The 20188-nt window shown below is 70.3% G+C and carries 17 protein-coding genes; all 17 read right to left on the reverse strand.

Annotated features, from left to right (window positions below):
* Positions 1 to 710: 710 nt before the first annotated feature.
* Entirely contained in the window at positions 711 to 2207 is a 1497-nt protein-coding gene (gene lysX, locus ABD259_RS10330; protein ID WP_344100596.1) for a bifunctional lysylphosphatidylglycerol synthetase/lysine--tRNA ligase LysX, read from the reverse strand.
* Positions 2208 to 2283: 76 nt separating this feature from the next.
* Positions 2284 to 3066, reverse strand: coding sequence for a type III pantothenate kinase (locus ABD259_RS10335; protein ID WP_344100598.1), 783 nt, complete (start codon positions 3064 to 3066; stop codon positions 2284 to 2286).
* 29 nt (positions 3067 to 3095) lie between these two features.
* Positions 3096 to 5675 carry an L-aspartate oxidase gene (locus ABD259_RS10340; protein WP_344161773.1) on the reverse strand — a complete coding sequence of 860 codons (2580 nt, stop codon included), beginning with the start codon at positions 5673 to 5675 and terminating at the stop codon, positions 3096 to 3098.
* A gap of 125 nt (positions 5676 to 5800) precedes the next feature.
* Positions 5801 to 6676, reverse strand: coding sequence for a pantoate--beta-alanine ligase (gene panC / locus ABD259_RS10345; RefSeq protein WP_344100602.1), 876 nt, complete (start codon positions 6674 to 6676; stop codon positions 5801 to 5803).
* Positions 6677 to 6713: 37 nt separating this feature from the next.
* Positions 6714 to 7598, reverse strand: a complete 885-nt coding sequence (locus ABD259_RS10350; protein WP_344100604.1) for a Rossmann-like and DUF2520 domain-containing protein — start codon at positions 7596 to 7598, stop codon at positions 6714 to 6716.
* A gap of 438 nt (positions 7599 to 8036) precedes the next feature.
* Positions 8037 to 8279: a hypothetical protein gene (locus ABD259_RS10355; RefSeq protein ID WP_344100606.1), complete on the reverse strand. Its 243-nt coding sequence runs from the start codon at positions 8277 to 8279 to the stop codon at positions 8037 to 8039.
* A 490-nt stretch (positions 8280 to 8769) separates the two neighbouring features.
* Positions 8770 to 9006, reverse strand: a complete 237-nt coding sequence (locus ABD259_RS10360; protein WP_344100608.1) for a chaplin family protein — start codon at positions 9004 to 9006, stop codon at positions 8770 to 8772.
* A gap of 440 nt (positions 9007 to 9446) precedes the next feature.
* Positions 9447 to 11735, reverse strand: a complete 2289-nt coding sequence (locus ABD259_RS10365; RefSeq protein ID WP_344161776.1) for a PH domain-containing protein — start codon at positions 11733 to 11735, stop codon at positions 9447 to 9449.
* Positions 11736 to 11738: 3 nt separating this feature from the next.
* Positions 11739 to 12518, reverse strand: coding sequence for a PH domain-containing protein (locus ABD259_RS10370; protein ID WP_344100612.1), 780 nt, complete (start codon positions 12516 to 12518; stop codon positions 11739 to 11741).
* Between the two features lie 961 nt (positions 12519 to 13479).
* Complete coding sequence (locus ABD259_RS10375; protein WP_344100614.1) at positions 13480 to 13992, reverse strand: DUF3180 domain-containing protein; 513 nt, start codon at positions 13990 to 13992, stop codon at positions 13480 to 13482.
* Between the two features lie 8 nt (positions 13993 to 14000).
* Positions 14001 to 14534 (reverse strand): 2-amino-4-hydroxy-6-hydroxymethyldihydropteridine diphosphokinase, encoded by a 534-nt coding sequence (gene folK, locus ABD259_RS10380; protein WP_344161779.1) that lies wholly within the window; start codon positions 14532 to 14534, stop codon positions 14001 to 14003.
* Positions 14531 to 14911 carry a dihydroneopterin aldolase gene (gene folB / locus ABD259_RS10385; RefSeq protein WP_344100616.1) on the reverse strand — a complete coding sequence of 127 codons (381 nt, stop codon included), beginning with the start codon at positions 14909 to 14911 and terminating at the stop codon, positions 14531 to 14533. Before folB ends, folK begins: the two co-directional genes overlap by 4 nt.
* Positions 14908 to 15354 carry a nuclear transport factor 2 family protein gene (locus ABD259_RS10390; RefSeq protein ID WP_344100618.1) on the reverse strand — a complete coding sequence of 149 codons (447 nt, stop codon included), beginning with the start codon at positions 15352 to 15354 and terminating at the stop codon, positions 14908 to 14910. Before ABD259_RS10390 ends, folB begins: the two co-directional genes overlap by 4 nt.
* Entirely contained in the window at positions 15351 to 16256 is a 906-nt protein-coding gene (gene folP / locus ABD259_RS10395; protein ID WP_344161782.1) for a dihydropteroate synthase, read from the reverse strand. The genes ABD259_RS10390 and folP overlap by 4 nt, the downstream gene beginning before the upstream one ends.
* A gap of 100 nt (positions 16257 to 16356) precedes the next feature.
* Positions 16357 to 16977, reverse strand: coding sequence for a GTP cyclohydrolase I FolE (gene folE, locus ABD259_RS10400; RefSeq protein ID WP_344100622.1), 621 nt, complete (start codon positions 16975 to 16977; stop codon positions 16357 to 16359).
* Positions 16974 to 19061, reverse strand: a complete 2088-nt coding sequence (gene ftsH, locus ABD259_RS10405; protein WP_344100624.1) for an ATP-dependent zinc metalloprotease FtsH — start codon at positions 19059 to 19061, stop codon at positions 16974 to 16976. The genes folE and ftsH overlap by 4 nt, the downstream gene beginning before the upstream one ends.
* A gap of 402 nt (positions 19062 to 19463) precedes the next feature.
* Positions 19464 to 20018, reverse strand: coding sequence for a hypoxanthine phosphoribosyltransferase (hpt, locus tag ABD259_RS10410; protein WP_026125774.1), 555 nt, complete (start codon positions 20016 to 20018; stop codon positions 19464 to 19466).
* Positions 20019 to 20188 lie beyond the last annotated feature (170 nt).

Genomic DNA, 20188 nt, shown 5'->3' on the forward strand with positions numbered 1-20188 from the left:
ACGGCGGGACACCGGGATCCTTTACGGCACGACGTACGAGTGTGGCCTGTTCCACTCCGTCCTCCCTCATCCATGGTGAGTGCGGAACAACAACTCGTCGCCGCAGGAACCTTGGGTGAGGTGAGGTACGAACCTCCGGACATATGCGCTCGGGCGTTGACGCGGACCGACGGCAGGTCACCGTGGTACTCGTTCCCCTGGCACAGAAACGAGAAGTCGGTGCGGGCCATGATCCGCGGACCCGATGACCGCGGCCTGGGACGGACAGACCGGGCGAGTGCACACACGGCGAGGGATGGGCGAACCTGCCGGAGCCGTGCTCAGCCATCCTCACTCGCCGTCACCTCAGATCCACTACGGCAAACAGGCGGAAAATCTCCGCTCGCTTCGAAACGCTAAGCGGCCGGGAACAGGGCGTCAAGGTCGAATATATTACTCAGAGTAATTATAAACAGACGTAAAGTTACTTCCGTAGAGAACAAGAACCTACGAAGTCCGCAGTGACCTGCGAAAAGAATCTTCGGCTCAAACAGCCCGCACTGACAGTGATCTACCGAAGAGTACTGAAGAAAGTGACCATGAAGACAGTGCTATGGCCTGGGGCTTTACACAATGACCAAATATCACGATCCGGCAACGCGAACCGCGCGACCGCGGAGGTCATCTCACAAGAGGGCCGTCGGTCCCAAGCGGCGGGGACGGCCCTCCCCTCACTCCGGCTTCACCAACGGGAAAAGCACGGTCTCCCGGATGTTCTTGCCGGTGAACGCCATAAGCAGGCGGTCGATGCCCATGCCCACGCCACCGGTCGGCGGCATGCCGTACTCCAAGGCGCGCAGGAAGTCCTCATCCAACTGCATCGCCTCGGCATCGCCGCCCGCGGCCAGCAGCGACTGCTCGGTGAGACGGCGGCGCTGCTCGACCGGGTCGACCAGCTCGGAGTAGCCGGTGCCCAGCTCCATTCCGAACCCGATGAGGTCCCACTTCTCGGTGAGCAGCGGGTCCTCCCGGTGCACCCGGGTCAGCGGACTTGTCTCCAGCGGGTAGTCGCGAACGAAGGTGGGCCGCACCAGCGTGTGCTCGACCAGCTCCTCGAAGAGGTGCTCGACCAGCTTGCCCTGGCCCCAGTCCGGGCTCCACTCCACCCCGCGGGCGTCGGCGTGCTTGCGCACCGTGTCGATCGACGTCCGCGGCGTGATCTCCTCGCCCAGCGCCTCGGAGACCGCGCCGAAGAGGGTGACCGACGGCCACGCGTCGCCCAGGTCGAACTCCTCACCGTCGCGCTCCACGACCAGCGAGCCGAAGACCGAGCGCGCCGCCTCCTGGATCAGCGTCCGCGTGATGTCGGCCATCACGTTGTAGTCGGCGTAGGCCTGGTAGAACTCCAGCATCGTGAACTCGGGGTTGTGCGTGGAGTCCGCACCCTCGTTCCGGAAGTTCCGGTTGAGTTCGAAAACCTTCTCCATGCCGCCGACCGCGAGCCGCTTGAGGTAGAGCTCGGGCGCGATGCGCAGGTAGAGGTCGAGGTTGTAAGCGTTGATGTGCGTGGTGAACGGGCGGGCCGTCGCGCCGCCGTGCACCGGCTGCAGCATCGGCGTCTCGACCTCGATGTAGCCGAAGCCGTCCAGGGTGGAGCGCAGCGCCCGGATCGCGGCCGAGCGGCGGCGCACCATCTCCCGCGACTCGGGGTTCACGATGAGGTCGACGTAGCGCTGGCGGACGCGGGCCTCCGGGTCGGTCAGCCCCTTGTGCTTCTCCGGCAGCGGGCGCAGGCACTTCGCCGTCAGCCGCCATGCGTCGACCATGACCGACAGCTCGCCGCGCCGCGACGTGATGACCTCACCCTCGACACCGACGTGGTCGCCGAGGTCGATGTCGCCCTTCCAGGCGGCCAGTGACTCCGCGCCCAGCTTGTCCAGGGACATCATCACCTGGATGTCGCCCGACTCATCGCGCAGCGTGGCGAAGCAGAGCTTGCCGCCGGTGCGGTAGAGCATGACCCGGCCGGTGATCCCGACGCGCTCGCCCGTTGCGGTGTCGGGCTCCAGGCCCTCGTGTTTCTCCCGGATCGCGCCAATGCTGCTGGTCCGGGGAAACCCGACGGGGAAAGGGTCGACCCCTTCGCCCCGCAGGCGGTCCAGCTTCTCGCGCCGGACCCGCATCTGTTCGGGCAGCTCGTCGTAGGATTCGTCCAGCACATCACTCACAGGCCCGATCCTATCGGCCCGTTCCGGGTGCCCGGGGCGTACGGCGGAAGCGATCAGCAGTGATCGAAGGCACCGATCACCCGACGTTACGCGTGAACACGAGACGCAGGCCCACCAGGGTCAGCCAGGGCTCATGGACGTCCACGGTCTCGCACTCCTCCACCACCAATGGAGCAAGACCGCCGGTGGCCACCACCGTGACCTCGTCGACGTCGTCGGTCAGGTCCTGTGCCATGCGGTCGACGATCCCGTCGACCTGCCCCGAGAACCCGTAGATAATGCCCGAGCGCAGCGCCTCGGTGGTGTTCTTGGCGATGACGGAGCGCGGTTTGACGATCTCCACCATGTGCAGCTGGGCGCCGCGCTGCGACAGCGCCTCCACCGAGATGTCGATTCCGGGGGCGATGGCGCCGCCGACGTACTCGCCCTTCACGCTCACAGCGTCGAACGTGGTGGCGGTGCCGAAGTCCACGACGACGCAGGGGCCGCCGTAGAGCTGCACGGCGGCGAGCGCGTTGATGATGCGGTCGCTGCCGACCTCCTTGGGGTTGTCCATCCGGACCGGGACGCCCGTCTTCACCCCCGGCTCGACGATGACCGCCGGGAGGTCACCGAACTGCCGCCGGATCATCTCGCGCATCTCGTGCTGCACCGAGGGCACCGAGCAGCACAGCGCGATCCCGTCGATGTCGCCCACGCTGTGCAGCTCGCTGGAGCCCACGAGGCCCCGCAGCACGACGGACCACTCGTCAGCGGTACGACGCGCCTCCGTCCCCACGCGCCAGTGCTCCATCAGGTCGTCCCCGTCGAAGAGACCGAGAACGGTATGCGAGTTGCCGACGTCGATAGCGAGCAGCATCTGGGCCTTATCCGAGGTTGTGGGGCGGGTTAATGGCTTTCACGCAGATCGAGCGCGATATCCAGCGCCGGGCTGGAATGTGTGAGGGCACCCACCGCAAGATAGTCCACCCCGGTCTCCGCCACCCGGGAAGCAACAGAAAGAGTCAAACCTCCACTGGATTCGAGTCGGGCGCGGCCCTTCACGAGGGCCACGGCCTCGCGTAGCTCCGGGACGGAGAAGTTGTCGAGCAGGATCTCCTCGGCTCCGGCCGCCAGTGCCGGTTCGATCTGCTCGATCCGGTCGACCTCGACCTCCAGCGGCACGTCCGGGTACACGGCGCGGACCGCCCGCACCGCCTCGGCCACCCCTCCCGCGGCCAGCACGTGGTTGTCCTTGATCAGCGCGGCGTCGCACAGCCCGAAGCGGTGGTTGACCCCTCCGCCGCAGCGCACCGCGTACTTCTCCACGGAGCGCAGGCCAAGGTGGGTCTTGCGGCTGTCGCGGACCCGCGCCCGCGTCCCGGCCACGGCGTCCACCCAGGCCCGGGTGGCCGTGGCGACGCCGGACAGGTGGGTCATCAGGTTGAGCGCGGTCCGCTCGGCGGTGAGCAGGTGGCGGGTACGGGCGGTGACGGTCATCAGGACGTCGCCGCGGCGGACCCTGTCGCCGTCGGCCGCGTGCCGCTCCACTTCCATGATCCCGTCGGCGACCATCCAGAAGACCGCCTCGGCGAGCGGGAGTCCGGCCACCACACCGTCGGCGCGGGCCACGACGTCGGCGGTACGGATCTGGGCGGCGGGGATGGTGGCGTCGGTGGTGACGTCGGCACCGATCCCTTCGCAGTCCAGGTCCTCGTCGAGCGCGTCAGCGATCAGCCGCTCGACGGCCTCCGCTCCGCGCCGCCGGACGTCGCCCTTTGTCACCTCGGCGAGTTCGGCCAGAAGGTGGTCGGGCAGCCGGGCCGTCCCTCGCGACCGGTCCACGGACATGGCCTTGCCTCCGATCAGGACGGCGACGTTCGTCGGCTCCGTACGAGCTGTCGGTCGGCACGCGGGCAGCCGCCGGGCGCGGTGCAGAGCGGCGGCGGTGAGCGTGCGCGCCACCGTCAGCAGGTTGGTGGCCTCCCACGCCGGGGTTCCGGGTTCGGCGTCGGCATTGGCCGAATCCACCGCCAGCGCGTCGAGTTCGCGCAGCGCGCGCTCCAGTCCCTCCGCGTCCCGGACGACGCCCACGTAGCGGGACATCGCGGCGCGGACGTGCGGGACAACGGTCGGCGAGACCAGGCCGGAGGACGGGTCCCCGTCCGGTGGCTCCTCCGCCGCGCCGGCGGCGCGGGAGGCCGGGTCGGCAGCGGTCGCGGCGTGTTGGGCGAGCCGCTCGGCGACCCGGTGGGCGAACACGACGCTCTCCAGCAGGGAGTTGGACGCCAGCCGGTTAGCGCCGTGCACCCCTGTACAGGCGACCTCCCCGACGGCGTACAGCCCCGGGACGTCGGTCGCCCCGTGCAGGTCCGTGGTGAGCCCGCCGGAGGCGTAGTGGGCGGCGGGCGCCACCGGGATCAGGTCGGTAACGGGGTCGATGCCGTGTTTGCGGCAGGAGGCCAGGATGGTCGGGAAGCGCTCCTGCCACATCCGCGCGCCGAAATGCCGGGCGTCGAGGAAGACGTGGTCGGCGCCGGTCGCGGCCATGGCCTCGGCGATGCCCTGGGCGACGACGTCGCGCGGGGCGAGGTCGGCGAGCTCGTGCCGGTCGCGCATGAAGCGGCGGCCCGCGGCATCGACGAGGAAGGCGCCTTCGCCGCGGACCGCCTCGGAGATGAGCGGCTGCTGGCCGCGCGCGTCGGCCCCCAGCCACAGCACGGTGGGATGGAACTGGACGAACTCCAGGTCGCGGGCGCTGGCCCCGGCGCGCAGACCGAGCGCCACACCGTCGCCGGTGGACACCTCGGGGTTGGTGGTGGAGGCGAAGGCCTGCCCGATACCGCCGGTGGCCAGCACGACGGCCCCGGCGTGCGCGGCACCCACGCCGTCGCGTTCGCCCTCGCCCATGACGTGCACGGTGACGCCGCGCGCCACTCCGTTGCCGAGCAGCAGGTCGGGAACGAAGGCGTGCTCGATGAGCTCCACGCGCGGTTCGGCCTTGACGGCGTCGCTCAGCGCCCGCTGGATCTCGGCGCCGGTGGCGTCGCCTCCGGCGTGGGCGATGCGGCGGGCGCGGTGGCCGCCCTCCCGGGTCAGGGCGAGCTCGCCGGCCGTGGTGCGGTCGAAGGAGGTGCCGCGGTCGATCAGCCAGTGCAGCGCCTCGGGTCCCTCGGTGACCAGGGTCCGCACCGCTTCCGGCGCGCACAGCTCGCGCCCGGCGACCACGGTGTCGACCATGTGCGCGACGGGGGCGTCGGACGGGTCGACCACGGCGGCGATCCCGCCCTGCGCCCAGCGCGTGGAGCCCGTGGAGAGGACGTCCTTGGTGACGAGGACGACCCGCCCCGTCGGATCCAGTTCGACGTAGCGCAGTGCGGTGCTGAGCCCGGCGATGCCCGACCCGACGATGACGACGTCGGCCTCGACGGACCAGCCGGGCGCGGGCGCCGTGAGCCGGCGGGGCAGCGGCGCCTGTCTCTCGCTCACCCGTGTGACCTCCTTGGTGTTCGCTTCGTTCGGCTCCGGGGCGCACGCCGCGGCCCGGGAGACCGGAGGGGGTGGGCCCGCCGAACGTGCCGCGTCCCGGAGGGCCCCGGGACGGGCACCCGTGCTCAGAGCGTGAGCGGCACGTTGTCGATCAGCCGGGTCTTGCCGACCCACGCGGCCACGGCGAGCACGGCCTCGCCTCGGAAGTCGTTGGGGACTTCGCCGAACGTGTGCGCGTCGACCAGGGCGAGGTAGTCCACGGCGACCGGAGGGGTCGCCAGGGCCGCCTCGTCCAGGACGGCGCGAGCTGCGCTGAGGATACCGACCGGCCCGGTCACGGACGCGTCCGCCCCGGACAACAGGGCGCGGGACAACGCGAGGGCGCTGGTGCGCTCCTCGGGGCTGAGGTAGGCGTTGCGGCTGGAAGTGGCCAGGCCGTCGGCGTCGCGGACGGTCGGCGCGCCCATGACGGTGATGGGCATGCACAGGTCGCGGACCATGCGCCGGACCACGGACAGCTGCTGGGCGTCCTTCTGGCCGAAGATGGCGACGTCCGGGCGGACCAGGTGGAACAGCTTGCTGACCACGGTGAGCACGCCCTCGAAGAAGCCGGGCCGGAACTCGCCCTCCAGCACCCGGCCCATCGTGCCGGGGTTGACCGTGACCATCTGTTCGCCGGGGTACATCACCTCGACCGGCGGGGCGAAGACCACGTCGACGCCGTCCTCCGCGCAGATCGCCAGGTCGGCGTCGAACGTGCGCGGGTAGCGGTCGTAGTCCTCGTTCGGACCGAACTGCAGGGGGTTGACGAAGATGCTGACTACCACCGCCTCGGCGCGCTCGCGTGCGGCCGCGATCAGGCTGCGGTGTCCGCTGTGCAGCGCACCCATCGTGGGCACCAGCGCGACACGGCCGAGGTTGGAGCGAAGCCGGTCGAGCTCCTCGGGCGTGCGGGCGATGGCCGGGGCGGTGCGGGGAGGAGTGGTTGCCGGTTTGGTCATCTCAGGTGTCCTCAATGGATCGGGGCGGGGTGTCGGCTCACGCCTGGAGGACGTCCAGCAGGCGCTCCGCGTCGTGCGGCTTGAGCAGTCCGGCGGCCAGGGCGCGGTCGGCGGTGAGGCGGGCCAGCGCCACGTAGCTCGCGACGCTCTCGGGCGCGTAGGCGCGCAGTTCGGCGAGGTGCGCGGCAACGGTTGCCGAGTCTCCGCGCAGCACCGGGCCGCTGAGCCCGTCGATCCCGAGCCGCAGGGCGTTGTCGAGCGCGGCTCCCAGCAGGGGGCCGAGCATGCGACCGGGCTGCTCCACTCCGGCGGCGGTGAGGAGCGCGGCGCTTTCGGCCACCAGGGTGACCAGGTGGTTGGCGCCACCGGCCAGGGCCGCGTGGTACAGCGTGCGGTGCTCCTCGGCGATCCACACCGGCTCGGCCCCCATCTCCACGACGAGGGCCTCCGCGATGGGCCGCAGGGCGTCGGGGGCGGTGACACCGAAGGAGCAGGTGGCCAGGCGGTGCAGGTCTTCGTCGCGGCCGGTGAACGTCATAACCGGGTGCAGGGCCAGCGGCAGGGCGCCCTTGGCGGTGGCGTCGTCCAGGACGCCGTAGCCGTGGCTGCCGCTGGTGTGGACGAGGAGCCGGCCCTGCACGTCGGTGCCGGTCTCGACGAGGCCGCGCACCAGCGGGCGCAGGGCGTCGTCGGGAACCGTGAGCAGCACCAGGTCGCAGGAGGCGACGACCTCGGCTGGTTCACACAGGCGCGCGTTGGGCAGCCGTCGCTCGACGCGGTCGCGCGAGGCGGCGGAGACCGCCGACGCCGCTGCGACGGTGTGCCCGGCGCGCTCCAGGGCGGCACCGACCACGGACCCCACGCGGCCGGGGCCGATCACCCCGACCGTCAGCCGGGCGGGTCGCTGCTGTGTGCTGTCCATCGGATGGCTGCCCCTCGTTCCAGTCCACGGGCGGGTACCGGACGTCGTGCGCACAGCCTACTGTCCGTGATGAACGCCGAGCACGCGTGACCGCGACACGTTGGACGTGCGAAGACACGGAAAAACAGGCTATCGCCAGCGAAACGGCTGTTCGCTTGTGCACCACCGGGTGAACTGGGCGGCCCCCGGGCCCGGCCACGATTCCCGGATGAGCACGGACAGAGACGGGATGGGGTCCGCTCCTTCCGGCAGGGACGGTGACCATCGTCCGAAAACGCGAACGGCGCCGACTCCGGGGGATGAGGAGTCGGCGCCGGATACCCGCCCGCGGTGCGCATCCACGGTCGGGCCTGAGCTTGAGGGGGTTGACGGTTGTCCGGGCGCGTGCGCAGCGCTACCCACGCGATCGGACATGCCAGGCAGCGGTGTGCCGTCCTGCTAGCCCGCGGCCGAGGCCACGCTGACGATGGCGGGCACGACGGGAACGACCCCGACGACCGGGGTCATGGCGGCGGTCGAGGCCGCGGCGCCGCCGGTGGCGGCCGAGACGCTGCCCGCACTGGCGGCCACCGGGGCAAGGTTCGCGCCGCCGACGGCAACCGCGTGGGCCGGGGCGGCCGAGAGGAGGACACCCGCGGAGGCGGCGATGACGGCACCGGTGGCGATGGACTTCTTCAGCACTGGATGACTCCTTGTACAGACCGACCCGGCGGAACCGGCCGGCCATCGGGGGGGGTGACTACGTGAGCACTTTCCGTGCTCAGGTGCCATTTAGCCAGACACGACCCCCCTCGCGCAGCGAAATGACCTCGAACAATGACGCGGAGAAGCAGAGCATCCACTTGCTGTGACGCGACTTATCCGGATTTTGGGTGTGGAACCCCTGTGACTCCTGAGGTGGATGTGACGCGTGACACACCCGATTCGGACAGTTCCGCCCGTCACCTAACCGGCTTTTCAGCTCGAACAGTTCCGGCCCCGCCCCAGCTGGGACAGTCCCCCGCAGAGAGGCGAGAGGGTCAAGCGGTCCACAGCCACGCCAACCGGCCTGCGCCCGATACCCGGAGTCCGAGACAACAAAAAAGAGGATCGGCGCCGCCCGGGGGGAAGGACGGCGCCGATCCTCTGGCGTCGGGTCGCGGGCGCGGTGCCGCGCCCGCGACCCGACCGACTAGTTCTGGTACGCCTTGGCGTTGCCCTTGCAGAAGGCGTTGGCGACGCCGACGATCGGGATCGAGTTGCCGCAGATGGAGGTGTTGACGGCCACCGGGATCTGGGTCTGGGTCCCGCCGAGGACGCTGCCGTCACCGGAGGTGTGGGCGCCGTCCGAGGCGTGGGCGGGGGCCCCGGTGAGCAGAACGCCAGCGGCGGCAGCGGCGACGGCGGCGGTGGCGAAGGTCTTCTTCATCACTTGTGGATCTCCTCATTCAACCGGGCGACCCCAGCCACCCGGAAAGCTTGCTTTAAGTGGGTTCGTGAACACGTGGTGTGTTCGATCTCTATGTAGCCACACTTCGCCGGGTCCCAGCAGCAAAATTCGGAACATGAGTAACAGCCCGGAGTCTTTCATTGACCGGGAGTAATGGCACAAGTCGCGACATGGCGACAGGAAACACAGCAACACACGGCAGGGCGAGTGACACACATCACACTTTCGGCGCCACGTCTTGGGGCTTTTCGGTTGCAGACACCCTCTGGGCAAAAGAGGCCACGCGCGCCGCGGCGGTGAGCAACACAAGCCGGTCAGGGTGCAGCCAAGGCCACGCAGCCGCGGAAAACCCGCCAGTTGACCTACTTCTCCCCGCACCAGGTGAGTTCACACCCGCTGATCACACCTGAATAACGGGATCACGCAGCGGGGCCGGGCCCCTCACTGCGCGTGGCCCACCGCTCCGGACCGGCCGCGGTCGCCCGCGCCGCGTGCCCGCGCTCGGCGACACCGTCGACGACGCGGCGCGCCTCGGCCAGGTCGCGGCCGACGGCACGGGCCCGGATCGGCCCGGGAGGGGTGTCCGCGTCCACGTCGGCGACGCCCCGCCAGCGGCTGATGGGGCCCGCCGTCAACCGGACGCTCTGCACCCGCGCGTGCGGAACGATCTCCGTCACCCGGCACACGATCCCCCGCCGACTGACGAAGAGGCGGTCATCGATGCCCAGCGCGTCATGCGCGGCCCCACTGCGGCGCGCGGGGCGCAGGGCGACCCGCGCCGCGTCCGCCCCCGGGAAGATCTCACCGACGAGCGCGTAGGCCACGGGACGCGGCACCACGGGAAACAGCGTCGAGGAGTCCATCTGCCGCTCGCCCACGTACCCGGCGACGTTGGCGTCCACCCGGACCACACCCAGCGCCCGCCACAGCAGCGGCTCGACGATCCGGACCGCCTGCACCCGCCCCGGCGGCACCGTCTGCATGCGTGCCTGGAAGATCCCGTAACGCAGCCGCAGCCCGTCCGGGGAGCGTGAGGCGTAGAAGTCCGTGTAGCGCAAGAGCGGGCCGATGAAGCCCTGCATCAGACCGAGCAAAAGCGGGATGGCGGCGCCCAGGACCCCCGGCTCCCCCCTAGAGACCCCCGCGGCCATCAGCGCCAGGAAGAGCACGAACGCACCGAGCACCGGCAGACGGAAGGCCAGCGCGCCGAGCAGCAGCCCGAACGGGAGGCGGTACAGCGGCCACTCCGGCGCTTCGGGGGTCGTCCCGGACAGTCCGGCAGCGTGGGCCAGCAGCGACGCTCGCAGCCGTTCGGCCGTCCTCCGGCTCAGGTAGCGCAGCCGGACACAGCTGGCGTCTCCTCCGGCCAATTCAATCCGCAGCTCCGCCAGGCCAAGGATCTGCATGAGCAGTGGGCGCACGACGTCGACCGCCTGCAGGCGGCTCAGCGGGACCTCGCGCGAGGCTCGCCGGACCACCCCGCTGTGCACGACGAGGTGGTCCGCCCGCAGCCCGAAGGAGGAGTTCCACCAGGACAGCAGGGCGTAGACGGTGGCGCCGAAAGCGACGGCGAGCGTGCTCAGCAGCATCAACCCCGGCCCGACGCCGATCAGCAGCGGACCCGGAACCGCGATGAAGACCAGGGAGACCAGCAGGACCTGGAAGGGAACGGTCGCCCAGTGCGGCCGGTGGGATCCGCGGGTGACGTCGTCGTCCTCGTCCTGCCGCGGCGCCCGAGCCGCGGCGGGCGGTGGCGGAGGCGGATGCGGCATGCCGTTCGGCGGGCCGGGAACTGCTGGAGGCAGGAAGCGCACGTTTCCGCTGTGGGCGGCCAAGGCCCCTGAGCGCGGGTCACCGTAGGCGGCCCCGGGAGGGGCGGGCGCGCCGCCGGAGATCCGCTGTGGTGCGGGGGAGGGTGTCCCGGGGTGCCCGTGCCCACCCACGCCATATCCCGGGCCGGGACCGGGGGGCCGCGGCCCCTGAACCGGATGGCCGGTCGGCGCCGGGGCCAGGGCTCCGGTGGCCGGATCGTGTGCCGACGGATACCACGACGGCCCCGGCGGACGCGCGTCCGACCCGGGATACGGGTGCGCCGCATACGGCCCCGGCCGAGACGACCCCGGGGTGGGGTCGGCCGGGGGCAGGACGGGCGGTGAGAACCGCGGTCTCCCCCGGCGGGTCGCCGCGGCCCCGCTGTCCGGGCCCTGGGGAGCGGCGGAGCGGTCAGCCAGCGGGTCACGGGTCGTGTCAGGACCGACCGGCGGGGCGTGCTCCGCCCCCGCGCTCACCCGCGACCACAGTGGTGTGACCGCCCCCGGTTCCTCCTCCCGGGGCGGCGCGGGGCGCTCGGCGGCGTCCGGCCCCGCGGAGCGCTCCGGCTCATGCGTGGCTTCCCCCGTCGCCGGCGCGGAGGGGCCGTCGGCGCGGCTACCGTACGACGGGAGTGGCGGCGTCACCTGCTCGGCGAAGTTCGTCTCCGTGGGCGCGGTGACCTCCCGCAGCGCGGGCAGGTCCGCGTGCCCGTCGAACGCGGCGAAGAGCCAGTCGTCCGAGGTCCCCTCGGCCCCCGCCGTTGCGTGGCCAGGACCGGGGGGCTCGAACGTCGGATAGCCGCGTTGCGCCTGCCCGTTCTCGGCAGGCGGGTTCGGCCCGCCATCGGCCGTGCTGTCGGCGGGGTCAGAGCGCTGTTCCCGATCGGCTTCGCTCACGCGTCACAGTCCCGTGGAGAAGGTTTCACTGCGCGCGGTCAGGCGATCGCGCAGCTCGACAGCGTCGGCCAGGGGGATGCCGGGGATGCGCGTGACGGCGGTGGTGGCCGCCGTCCGCACCTGCAGGGTCGCGATGCCGAGAGCTTGCTCCAGCAGGTTGGAGGTGACGTCCACGACCTGCATGCGGCCGTAGGGCACAACCACCAGCTGCCGGACGACGACGCCGTAGGTCAGGTAGAAGTCCGTGCGTCCTTCCGCGTATCCCCAGGAGCGGCGTGCCGGTTCGGCCGCCGCCCACCCCAGGGCAATGCCCAGTACGCACAGGGCCAGCCAAACGATGGTCCAGCCCCATCCCGACCATGCCCAGATCGCCGCTCCCCCGAGGACGGCACCGGGGAGCAGCACGGCGAGCAGGAGGAGCCGACGGTACCAGGCCAGCACCGGCGCGACCCGGGTCCACGACGTTCCGCCGGGAGCGGCGAACGCCGCCTCGACCGGCGACAGAGCAGTCGCTGAAGCGGACGCGGCCCCGGCCGCCTGCGACCCGGCCGAGGCCGCTTCATCCTCCGCGGCGCGCGTGGGCCCGGTTCCGTTCACCGAGGGGGAGGAAGCACCGGGGGAGGGCGAACCGTCGGTCAGCGTCGCCTCTGCCTCCGGCGGCAGCGGGACATCAGCCCCGGGTGCCGCGAATCGCGGCGCACCGCCATCGGGCTCCGGGGCCTCCCCGGAGCCCGCGTTGCCATCGGATTGCTGTGACTTCGCGTCAGACGCGGCAAACTCCACGATTCCAGTCAATCATCCCCGCGCCAGTCCGAAGGGACATGCCGCTCTCGTCCCATTACCGTCGCGCGAAAGCCGGGCAGTACGCCGACGATCGGCTCATACCCCGTTTCCGGCCGATCATGGGGCCAGGCCGGGGGCGGGGTCTGCTGGGCGGCCTTGTCGGCGGTCGTCCTTTCCGGTGCCCTTGGGTGAAAAGCGGCACCGAGGGCGGTGGGGGCTGGGGGCGTCGGTCGTCTTCAGGGGGCGGCCGGGCGGGGGCAGCGGCGGCGGTTCGCCCCTCCGGTCTCCCCCGGGTGGAGGAGCGAAGGCGGCGGCGACGAGGCGGGGGTGGGGGCGCGCCTGCCGGCTTCCTGGGCGGGGCATGCGGGCGGGCCGGAATCCGGATTGCGGGCCGCCGTGCGCCGGGTATGCCCGGTTTGCCCCACGTTCCCCGCGATGATCATGGGAACGGTCCCGGTTCTGTCCGTTTTGCCGGGGCCATCCCCATGATCATCGCCGGTGGGGGTCTGCGGGGGTGGGGTGCTCCCGTATCGCGGAAGGCGCCTCACGCCAAGCGGGAGGACCGGCCCGGGCCGCGAGCCCCTGCCCCGCCGCACCCCCGAAGACGACCGGCGCCCCTAGCCCCCTCCGCCCTCGGTGCCGCTTTTCACCCAAGAACACCGGAAAGCAAGAACGCCGACAAGGCCGCCCAGCAGACCCGGGTTCCGCACCCCGCCCCTTAGCGTGATGATCACGGGGAGAGCCACGAATTTCGTCCCGTCTGCCCGGACTTTCGCCGTGATCACCGGCAGCAGGGCTGCGGACAGCGCCTTCCCGCCCCGCCCCGCCGCACCCCCCGAAGACGACCGGAGTCCCCAGCCCTCTCCGCCCTCGGTGCCGCTTTCCACCCCAGAACACCGGAAAGCAAGAACACCGACAAGGCCGCCCAGCAGACCCCGGTCCCCCACATCCTCGAACCGGCTCACGCCGACGGGCGGGCCGGATCGCCTGAGTTGCCGGAATCGTCACCTTCATCGGGGACCCTGCAGGCGTACTCCAGCAGGAGCGCCACCACCAGCAGCACCGCGCCCGCGAGCATCGTCCCGAAGGCGGTCATGGCATCGGCGCGCGGCGTCGGGATGGATAGCTGGTCCAGCAGGGACAGCGCCATTCCGCCGAACACGCCGATCGACAAGGCCGCGATCACCACGCTGGCCTTCGCCAGGGCCACCAGCCGCGCCACGCTCAGCGGGTCGACCGGCTCGGTCCCCGGGAGGCGGCGGATGCGGCGACGCGTATGCCAGGCGGCGATGCCCTCGGCGGCGGCGAGCAGGAGCAATGTGGGGATGGCCGTCCAGGGCAGGATCGGGAGCGCGCCATAGGACGCCTCCACCACTACATAGGAGAGGGCAGCGCTGACGAAGATGATCCCGAGCGGCAGCTGCCACCCGGTCGGACGCATCCCGTTGCCGTCCTCATGCGTCTTGTCGTCCATGGGCTCAGCTACTCCGGCGGTCGCAGGGCGAGATCGGATCGGCGCCACAGTTCCTGGTCGGCGACCTCGCCGAGTAGATCGCCCACGGCGCCGCGCCCCACAACCACGGCATCGGGATCGATGTCGGACCACGGCCGCAACACGAACGCGCGCTCGTGCGCCCGCGGGTGCGGCAGGGTCAGCACGGGGTCGTCGCTGGTCTCGGCGTCGAAGTCGAGGATGTCGATATCCAGCGTCCGCGGGCCCCACCGCACCTCGCGCACCCGGTGGAACTCCTGCTCCACACCCTGGGTGAGCTCCAGCAGGGCGTGGGGACGCAGCGAGCATTCGGCGACGACCACCGCATTGAGGTAGGCGCCCTGCTCGGGGCCGCCCACGGGCGCGGTCTCGTACACCGGCGAGACCGCCGTGATCCGCACCGAGGAGTCGCGGGACAGGGCCTCCACGGCTCCCTGCAGGGTCGCCATCCGGTCGCCGATGTTGCTCCCCAGCGCCAGCACGACCCGCCGGGCCGACGCCGGGGCCCCTCCGACCCCGCTCACGCGCGTCTCCGCAGGATCCTGACGGTCACGTCATCGAACTTGTGCGGAATCGGCGCGTCCGGTTTGTGCACGGTGATCTCGACCTCGCGCACCAGTGACTCCTCCAGGCACACCGCCGCCAGCCGCTCGGCCAAGGTCTCGATGAGGTTCACCGGTTCTCCGGTGATCACGTCGACCAGGCGGCTGCTGAGCATGCCGTAGTGCACGGTGTCCGCGACGTCGTCACTGCGCGCCGCCGCACGGGTGTCCACCCCGAGATCGACGTCGACCACGAAGTCCTGGCCCTCGCGCCGCTCCTCGGGGAACACACCGTGGTACCCGTGGGCGCGCAGCCCCCGCACGGCGATCCGGTCCAGCCGGTCCAGCCCTCCGGTCACTCCTGGTCCTCTTCCCCGTCCTCCTCGTCCATCAGCACCGGCGAGGCGTGGTGCGACCACAGCCGCCAGCCGTGCTCGGTGTTGACGAACATGTTGGTGGTCACCACCTGGCCGCCCGCGACGAATCCGGGGCTGTCGTCCTCGGCGGTGAGCACGTTCTCCTCGCAGGTGACCATCGCGACCTCACCGCTCACCCCGATGTGGGTGTCGGTCAGCACGTACTGGATGTAGGGGACGTTGGCCATAATCAGCGACCAGGCGCGCATGATCTCCGCACGGCCGCGCAGCAGCGGCCACCCCGGGTTCACGCAGACCAGGTCGGGGGCGTCGTCCTCCTCCGCCCAGACGCGGCGCATCAGGTCGATGTCACCGTTCTCGATGGCTCCGTAGAACTGCGCGTTGGCCTCCGCCACGCGCTCCATGACCTCGTGGCGGGACTTCACAGGCCGCCCCGGCCGATGACGTCGGCCCTGCCTTCGTCCAGGTCGGCGCCCCCGCTGCGCCACGCCGACGCGACGCGCACCGCGTCGGCGTTAGGCCGGACGTCGTGCACGCGGACGCACCAGGCGCCGCGGTCGGCCGCCAGGGTGGTGAGCGCCACCGTGGCGGCGTCACAGCCGGCGGAGGGACGGGCGGTGCCTTCGGCGTCGGTGAGCAGACGCCCGAGAAAACGCTTTCGGGAACCCGCGATCAGCAGGGGCCTCCCCATGTCGTGAAACGTGTCCAGGGCGCTCAACAGCGCCCAGTTGTGACTGCGATCGGGCCGCTTGGCGAAGCCGAGCCCGGGATCGAGGATGATCTGGTCGGGATCGACCCCCTCGTCGACCATGGCCTCCATGCGCTGCCTCAGCTCATTGTGGACTTCTCGGACGACGTCGTCGTACATGGCACGGTTCTGCATGTCGTGACTATGCCCGCGCCAGTGCATCAACACGTAGGCGACACCCGCCTTGGCGACCAGCCGAGCCATCGAGGGGTCGGCGAGCCCCCCGCTGACGTCGTTGACCAGGCGCGCCCCGGCCTCGACCGCGTACTCGGCGACCTCGGCGCGCATGGTGTCGATGCTGACGGCCACCCCCTGGCGGCTGAGCTCCCGCACCACCGGACCCACGCGGCGCAGCTCCTCGTCGCGCGAGATGCGCTGGGCGCCGGGACGGGTGGACTCACCCCCGACATCGACGATGTCGGCGCCCTCCTCGGCCAGCCGCAGTCCGTGCTCGATTGCTCTCTTGGGATCGAAGTAGGCGCCACCGTCGGAGAAGGAGTCCGGGGTGACGTTGACGACCCCCATGACCAGGCAGCGCCCCTGTTCGGGCAACCCGGGCAGCTTGTACGTCGACGCCATGCCCACACCCTATGAGACACACGACGCGCGACGGCGCCCGTAGCGACCCTTGATCGCTACGGGCGCCGTCGGAAGGTACGACTCGTCCGCTTCGCCGAGCTCAGCTGTGGCCGATGATGAGGCTCATCGCCTCGGCGCGGGTGCGGTCGCGCTTGGCGAAGACCCCCCGCACCGCCGAGGTGACCGTTTTGGCGCCGGGCTTGCGCACCCCGCGCATGGTCATGCACAGGTGCTCCGCCTCGATCACCACGATCACGCCGCGCGGATCGAGGTAGTCCATCAGCGCGTCGGCGATCTCGGTGGTCAGCCGCTCCTGCACCTGCGGGCGCCGGGCGAAGACGTCCACCAGCCGGGCCAGCTTGGACAGGCCCGTGATCTGCCCGTTGGTGTTCGGGATGTAACCGATGTGGGCGCTGCCGTGGAACGGCACCAGGTGGTGTTCGCAGGTCGAGTACATCTCGATGTCCTTGACCAGCACCATCTCATCGTGGCCGGCCTCGAACACCGTGGTCAGGACCTCCTCGGGCCGCTGGCTCAAACCGGCGAACTGCTCCTGGTAGGCGCGCGCGACCCGCGCCGGGGTGTCGACCAGGCCGTCGCGGTCCGGGTCCTCGCCGATGGCGAGGAGGATCTCCCGGACGGCCTTCTCGATCCTGGGCTGGTCGACACCCGCGGCGGACGGTTCCGTCGTGAAAATGTCGCCCCCGGCGCCGGTACTCACGCCTGCTCCCCTGACTCGGAGTCACCGCCGGACCCCGCGGACTCCGGGGCACCGTTGACGCGGCGGGAGGTGTCGGCTTCGGGGCCGCCCTGCCACGACTCGCCGGTGCCGCTCCAGGACGCCTGGCCGTTGCCGGAGGTCACCTGCTCGACCTCCTGCGGTGCCATGTGCGCGAGCTCCTTGGGCGTCAGCACGGGCGGCTGCTTGGAGGGCTGCCGCTTGCCGTAGCCGGTGAAGGACCCCCGCGAGGGGCGTTTCCTCACCGGGGCGAAGATCTCCAGGACCTCCTCCTTGGAGAGGGTCTCCTTCTCCAGCAGGTGCAGCACGAGGTCGTCGAGGACCGCGCGGTTCTCGACGAGGACCTCCCACGCCTCGTCGTGCGCGGCCTCGATGAGGCGGCGCACCTCCTCGTCGATGAGGGAGGCGATCTCCTCGGAGTACTCGCGGGCGTGCGACATCTCGCGGCCCAGGAACGGCTCCGTGCTGGACGAACCGAACTTGCGCGCGCCGAGCCGCTCGCTCATGCCGTACTCGGTGACCATGTTGCGGGCCACGCTGGTGGCCTTGTCGATGTCGTTGGCCGCGCCGGTGGTGGGCTCGTGGAAGACGAGTTCCTCGGCGGCGCGCCCGCCCAGCATCATCGCGAGCTGGTCCATCATCTGCGAGCGCGAGGTGAGGAACTTGTCCTCCATCGGCACCGACATCGTGTACCCCAGCGCGCGGCCGCGCGGCAGGATGGTGATCTTGTGCACCGGGTCGGAGTTGGGCAGTGCGTGCCCGACGAGGGCGTGGCCGCCCTCGTGGTAGGCGATGACCTTCTTCTCGGCGTCCGACATGACCCGGGTCTTGCGCTCCGGACCGGCCATGACGCGGTCGATGGCCTCCTCTAGCGTGGCCATGTCGATCTCGGTGCGCCCGGCGCGGGCCGTCAGCAGCGCGCCCTCGTTGACGACGTTGTTGAGGTCGGCACCGGTCATGCCGGAGGTGCGCCGGGCGATGACGGCGAAGTCGACGTCGCTCGCGATCGGCTTGCCCTTGGCGTGGACCTCCAGGATGCCCTTGCGGCCCTCCATGTCGGGCCGGTCGATGACGACCTGCCGGTCGAAGCGGCCGGGGCGCAGCAGCGCGGGGTCGAGGATGTCGGGGCGGTTGGTGGCCGCGATCAGGATGACGCCGCCCTTGACGTCGAAGCCGTCCATCTCGACGAGCATCTGGTTGAGCGTCTGCTCGCGCTCGTCGTGCCCGCCGCCCATGCCGGCGCCGCGGTGGCGGCCGACGGCGTCGATCTCGTCGATGAAGATGATCGCCGGAGCGTTGGCCTTGGCCTGCTCGAACAGGTCGCGCACACGCGAGGCGCCCACACCCACGAACATCTCAACGAAGTCGGAGCCGGAGATGGAGTAGAAGGGCACCCCGGCCTCGCCCGCGACAGCGCGCGCGAGCAGCGTCTTACCGGTGCCGGGGGGACCGAAGAGGAGGACGCCCTTGGGGATCTTGGCGCCGATCGCCTGGAACTTGGCCGGGTTCTGCAGGAAGTCCTTGATCTCCTGCAGCTCCTCGATGGCCTCGTCGGCGCCCGCGACGTCGGAGAAGGTGTTCTTCGGGGTGTCCTTGGTGATCAGCTTGGCCTTGGACTTGCCGAAGTTCATCACCCGGGAGCCGCCACCCTGCATCTGGTTCATGACGAACAGGAAGATGGCGATGAGGATGATCAGCGGAAGGAAGCTGAAGAGCAAGGACACGAACATGCTGTCCTTGGGGACCTCGACGTCGTAGGACGTGAGGTTGTCCCCCTCCAGCTCCTGCTTCCGCAGGTCCTGTGCGAGCTCGAAGCCCTGACCCTCGACCCAGTAAGATTCGTAGACCTTACCGTCGGTGGTCGTCAGCTCGATCCGCTGGTCCTTGTCGATGATCTTCGCGTTGTCGACCTTGTCCTTGGAGATGAGATCGAACACCTTGGAGGTGTCGACCTTCTCCGGCTCCGGGCCGGACCCGAAATTGGTGAACTGGAAAAACGCAAAGAGCAAGAGGCCAATGGCCAGGATCCAAAGCCACGGCCCGCGGTACAAACGCTTGAGATTCATCTATACGGAACCCCGCTGGGTCCGTCCCTCCTGACCAGGCGGCCTGCCCCGATAACCGCAGAGGCGCCGGACCAGGTGGTCGGGTGGCGCGGGACGACGCGGCGGCGCGCCGCACCCGAGTGCTCCACCGTCCCCCTGGAAGGCCTGCTGTGGCCGCCGGAAGCGGGACCTATCGGACACGTACTCCCGAATAATGATGCCGGGATAATCGACGGTACACCCCTGCCGTGAACGAACGCACTCGTGCGCCGAGGCATGCGTTCCGGTGAGCACCCGTCATGACGGCAACGCGTGATGGACACGATCTGTTCCCGGAGCCTGGTGTGGCTCCCGGTGCATGGCCCGGACCGACCGTGCGACGCGGAAAGTTCCGATCATCGGGACGCCACACGGCGCACTCGCTCAGTCCTGGTAAACGTGGGGCGCCAGAGTGCCGATAAACGGCAGGTTCCGGTACTTCTCCGCGTAGTCCAGACCGTAGCCGATGATGAACTCGTTGGGCAGGTCGAAGCCGATGTACTTGACGTCGAGGTCGACGCTGAAGGCCAGCGGCTTGCGCACCATCGTGCAGATCTCCACGGAGGCCGGACCCCGCGACTTGAGGTTGCCGACCAGCCAGGACAACGTGAGGCCGGAGTCGATGACGTCCTCGACGATCAGGACGTTGCGGTCCTTGATGTCGGCGTCGAGGTCCTTGAGGATCCGCACCACGCCCGACGACGTCGTGCCGGCACCGTACGAGGACACCGCCATCCAGTCCGTCTCGGCGGGGTGGTGCAGCTCCCGGGCGAGGTCGGCCATCACCATCACGGCGCCCTTGAGGACACCGACGAGCAGCAAGTCCTTGCCGGCGTACGCGGCGTCGATCTCGGCAGCCATCTCGCGCAGCCGAGTCTTGATCTCCTCTTCGGTGACCAGGACCTTCTCCAGGTCCTCGCCCATGTCTTTCGCGTCCACGCTTAACTGTCCTCGCTGCTCCGTCGGACTTGGTGCGCCAACCAGGATAAAGGTGCGGAAGGTGCCACGAGCGCCATATACACCCCGACGCGCCCACATGCCCCCTGTTTCCCCGCCCCCATCTCCTCCCTCCTCCGTTGATCTCGGCGGTATCGACCGAATAATGGCGG

This window comes from Nocardiopsis rhodophaea, from assembly GCF_039530945.1.
GTDB classification, from domain to species: Bacteria; Actinomycetota; Actinomycetes; order Streptosporangiales; family Streptosporangiaceae; genus Nocardiopsis_C; species Nocardiopsis_C rhodophaea.

Excerpts from the sequence above, each read along its gene's own strand:
- ftsH (WP_344100624.1), bottom strand. The coding sequence starts at position 19,061 with ATGAATCTCAAGCGTTTGTACCGCGGGCCGTGGCTTTGGATCCTGGCC.
- folP (WP_344161782.1), bottom strand. The coding sequence starts at position 16,256 with ATGGCGTCGACGTACAAGCTGCCCGGGTTGCCCGAACAGGGGCGCTGC.
- ABD259_RS10375 (WP_344100614.1), bottom strand. The coding sequence starts at position 13,992 with ATGGACGACAAGACGCATGAGGACGGCAACGGGATGCGTCCGACCGGG.
- ABD259_RS10350 (WP_344100604.1), bottom strand. The coding sequence starts at position 7,598 with ATGGACAGCACACAGCAGCGACCCGCCCGGCTGACGGTCGGGGTGATC.
- panC (WP_344100602.1), bottom strand. The coding sequence starts at position 6,676 with ATGACCAAACCGGCAACCACTCCTCCCCGCACCGCCCCGGCCATCGCC.
- ABD259_RS10335 (WP_344100598.1), bottom strand. The coding sequence starts at position 3,066 with ATGCTGCTCGCTATCGACGTCGGCAACTCGCATACCGTTCTCGGTCTC.
- ABD259_RS10360 (WP_344100608.1), bottom strand. The coding sequence starts at position 9,006 with ATGAAGAAGACCTTCGCCACCGCCGCCGTCGCCGCTGCCGCCGCTGGC.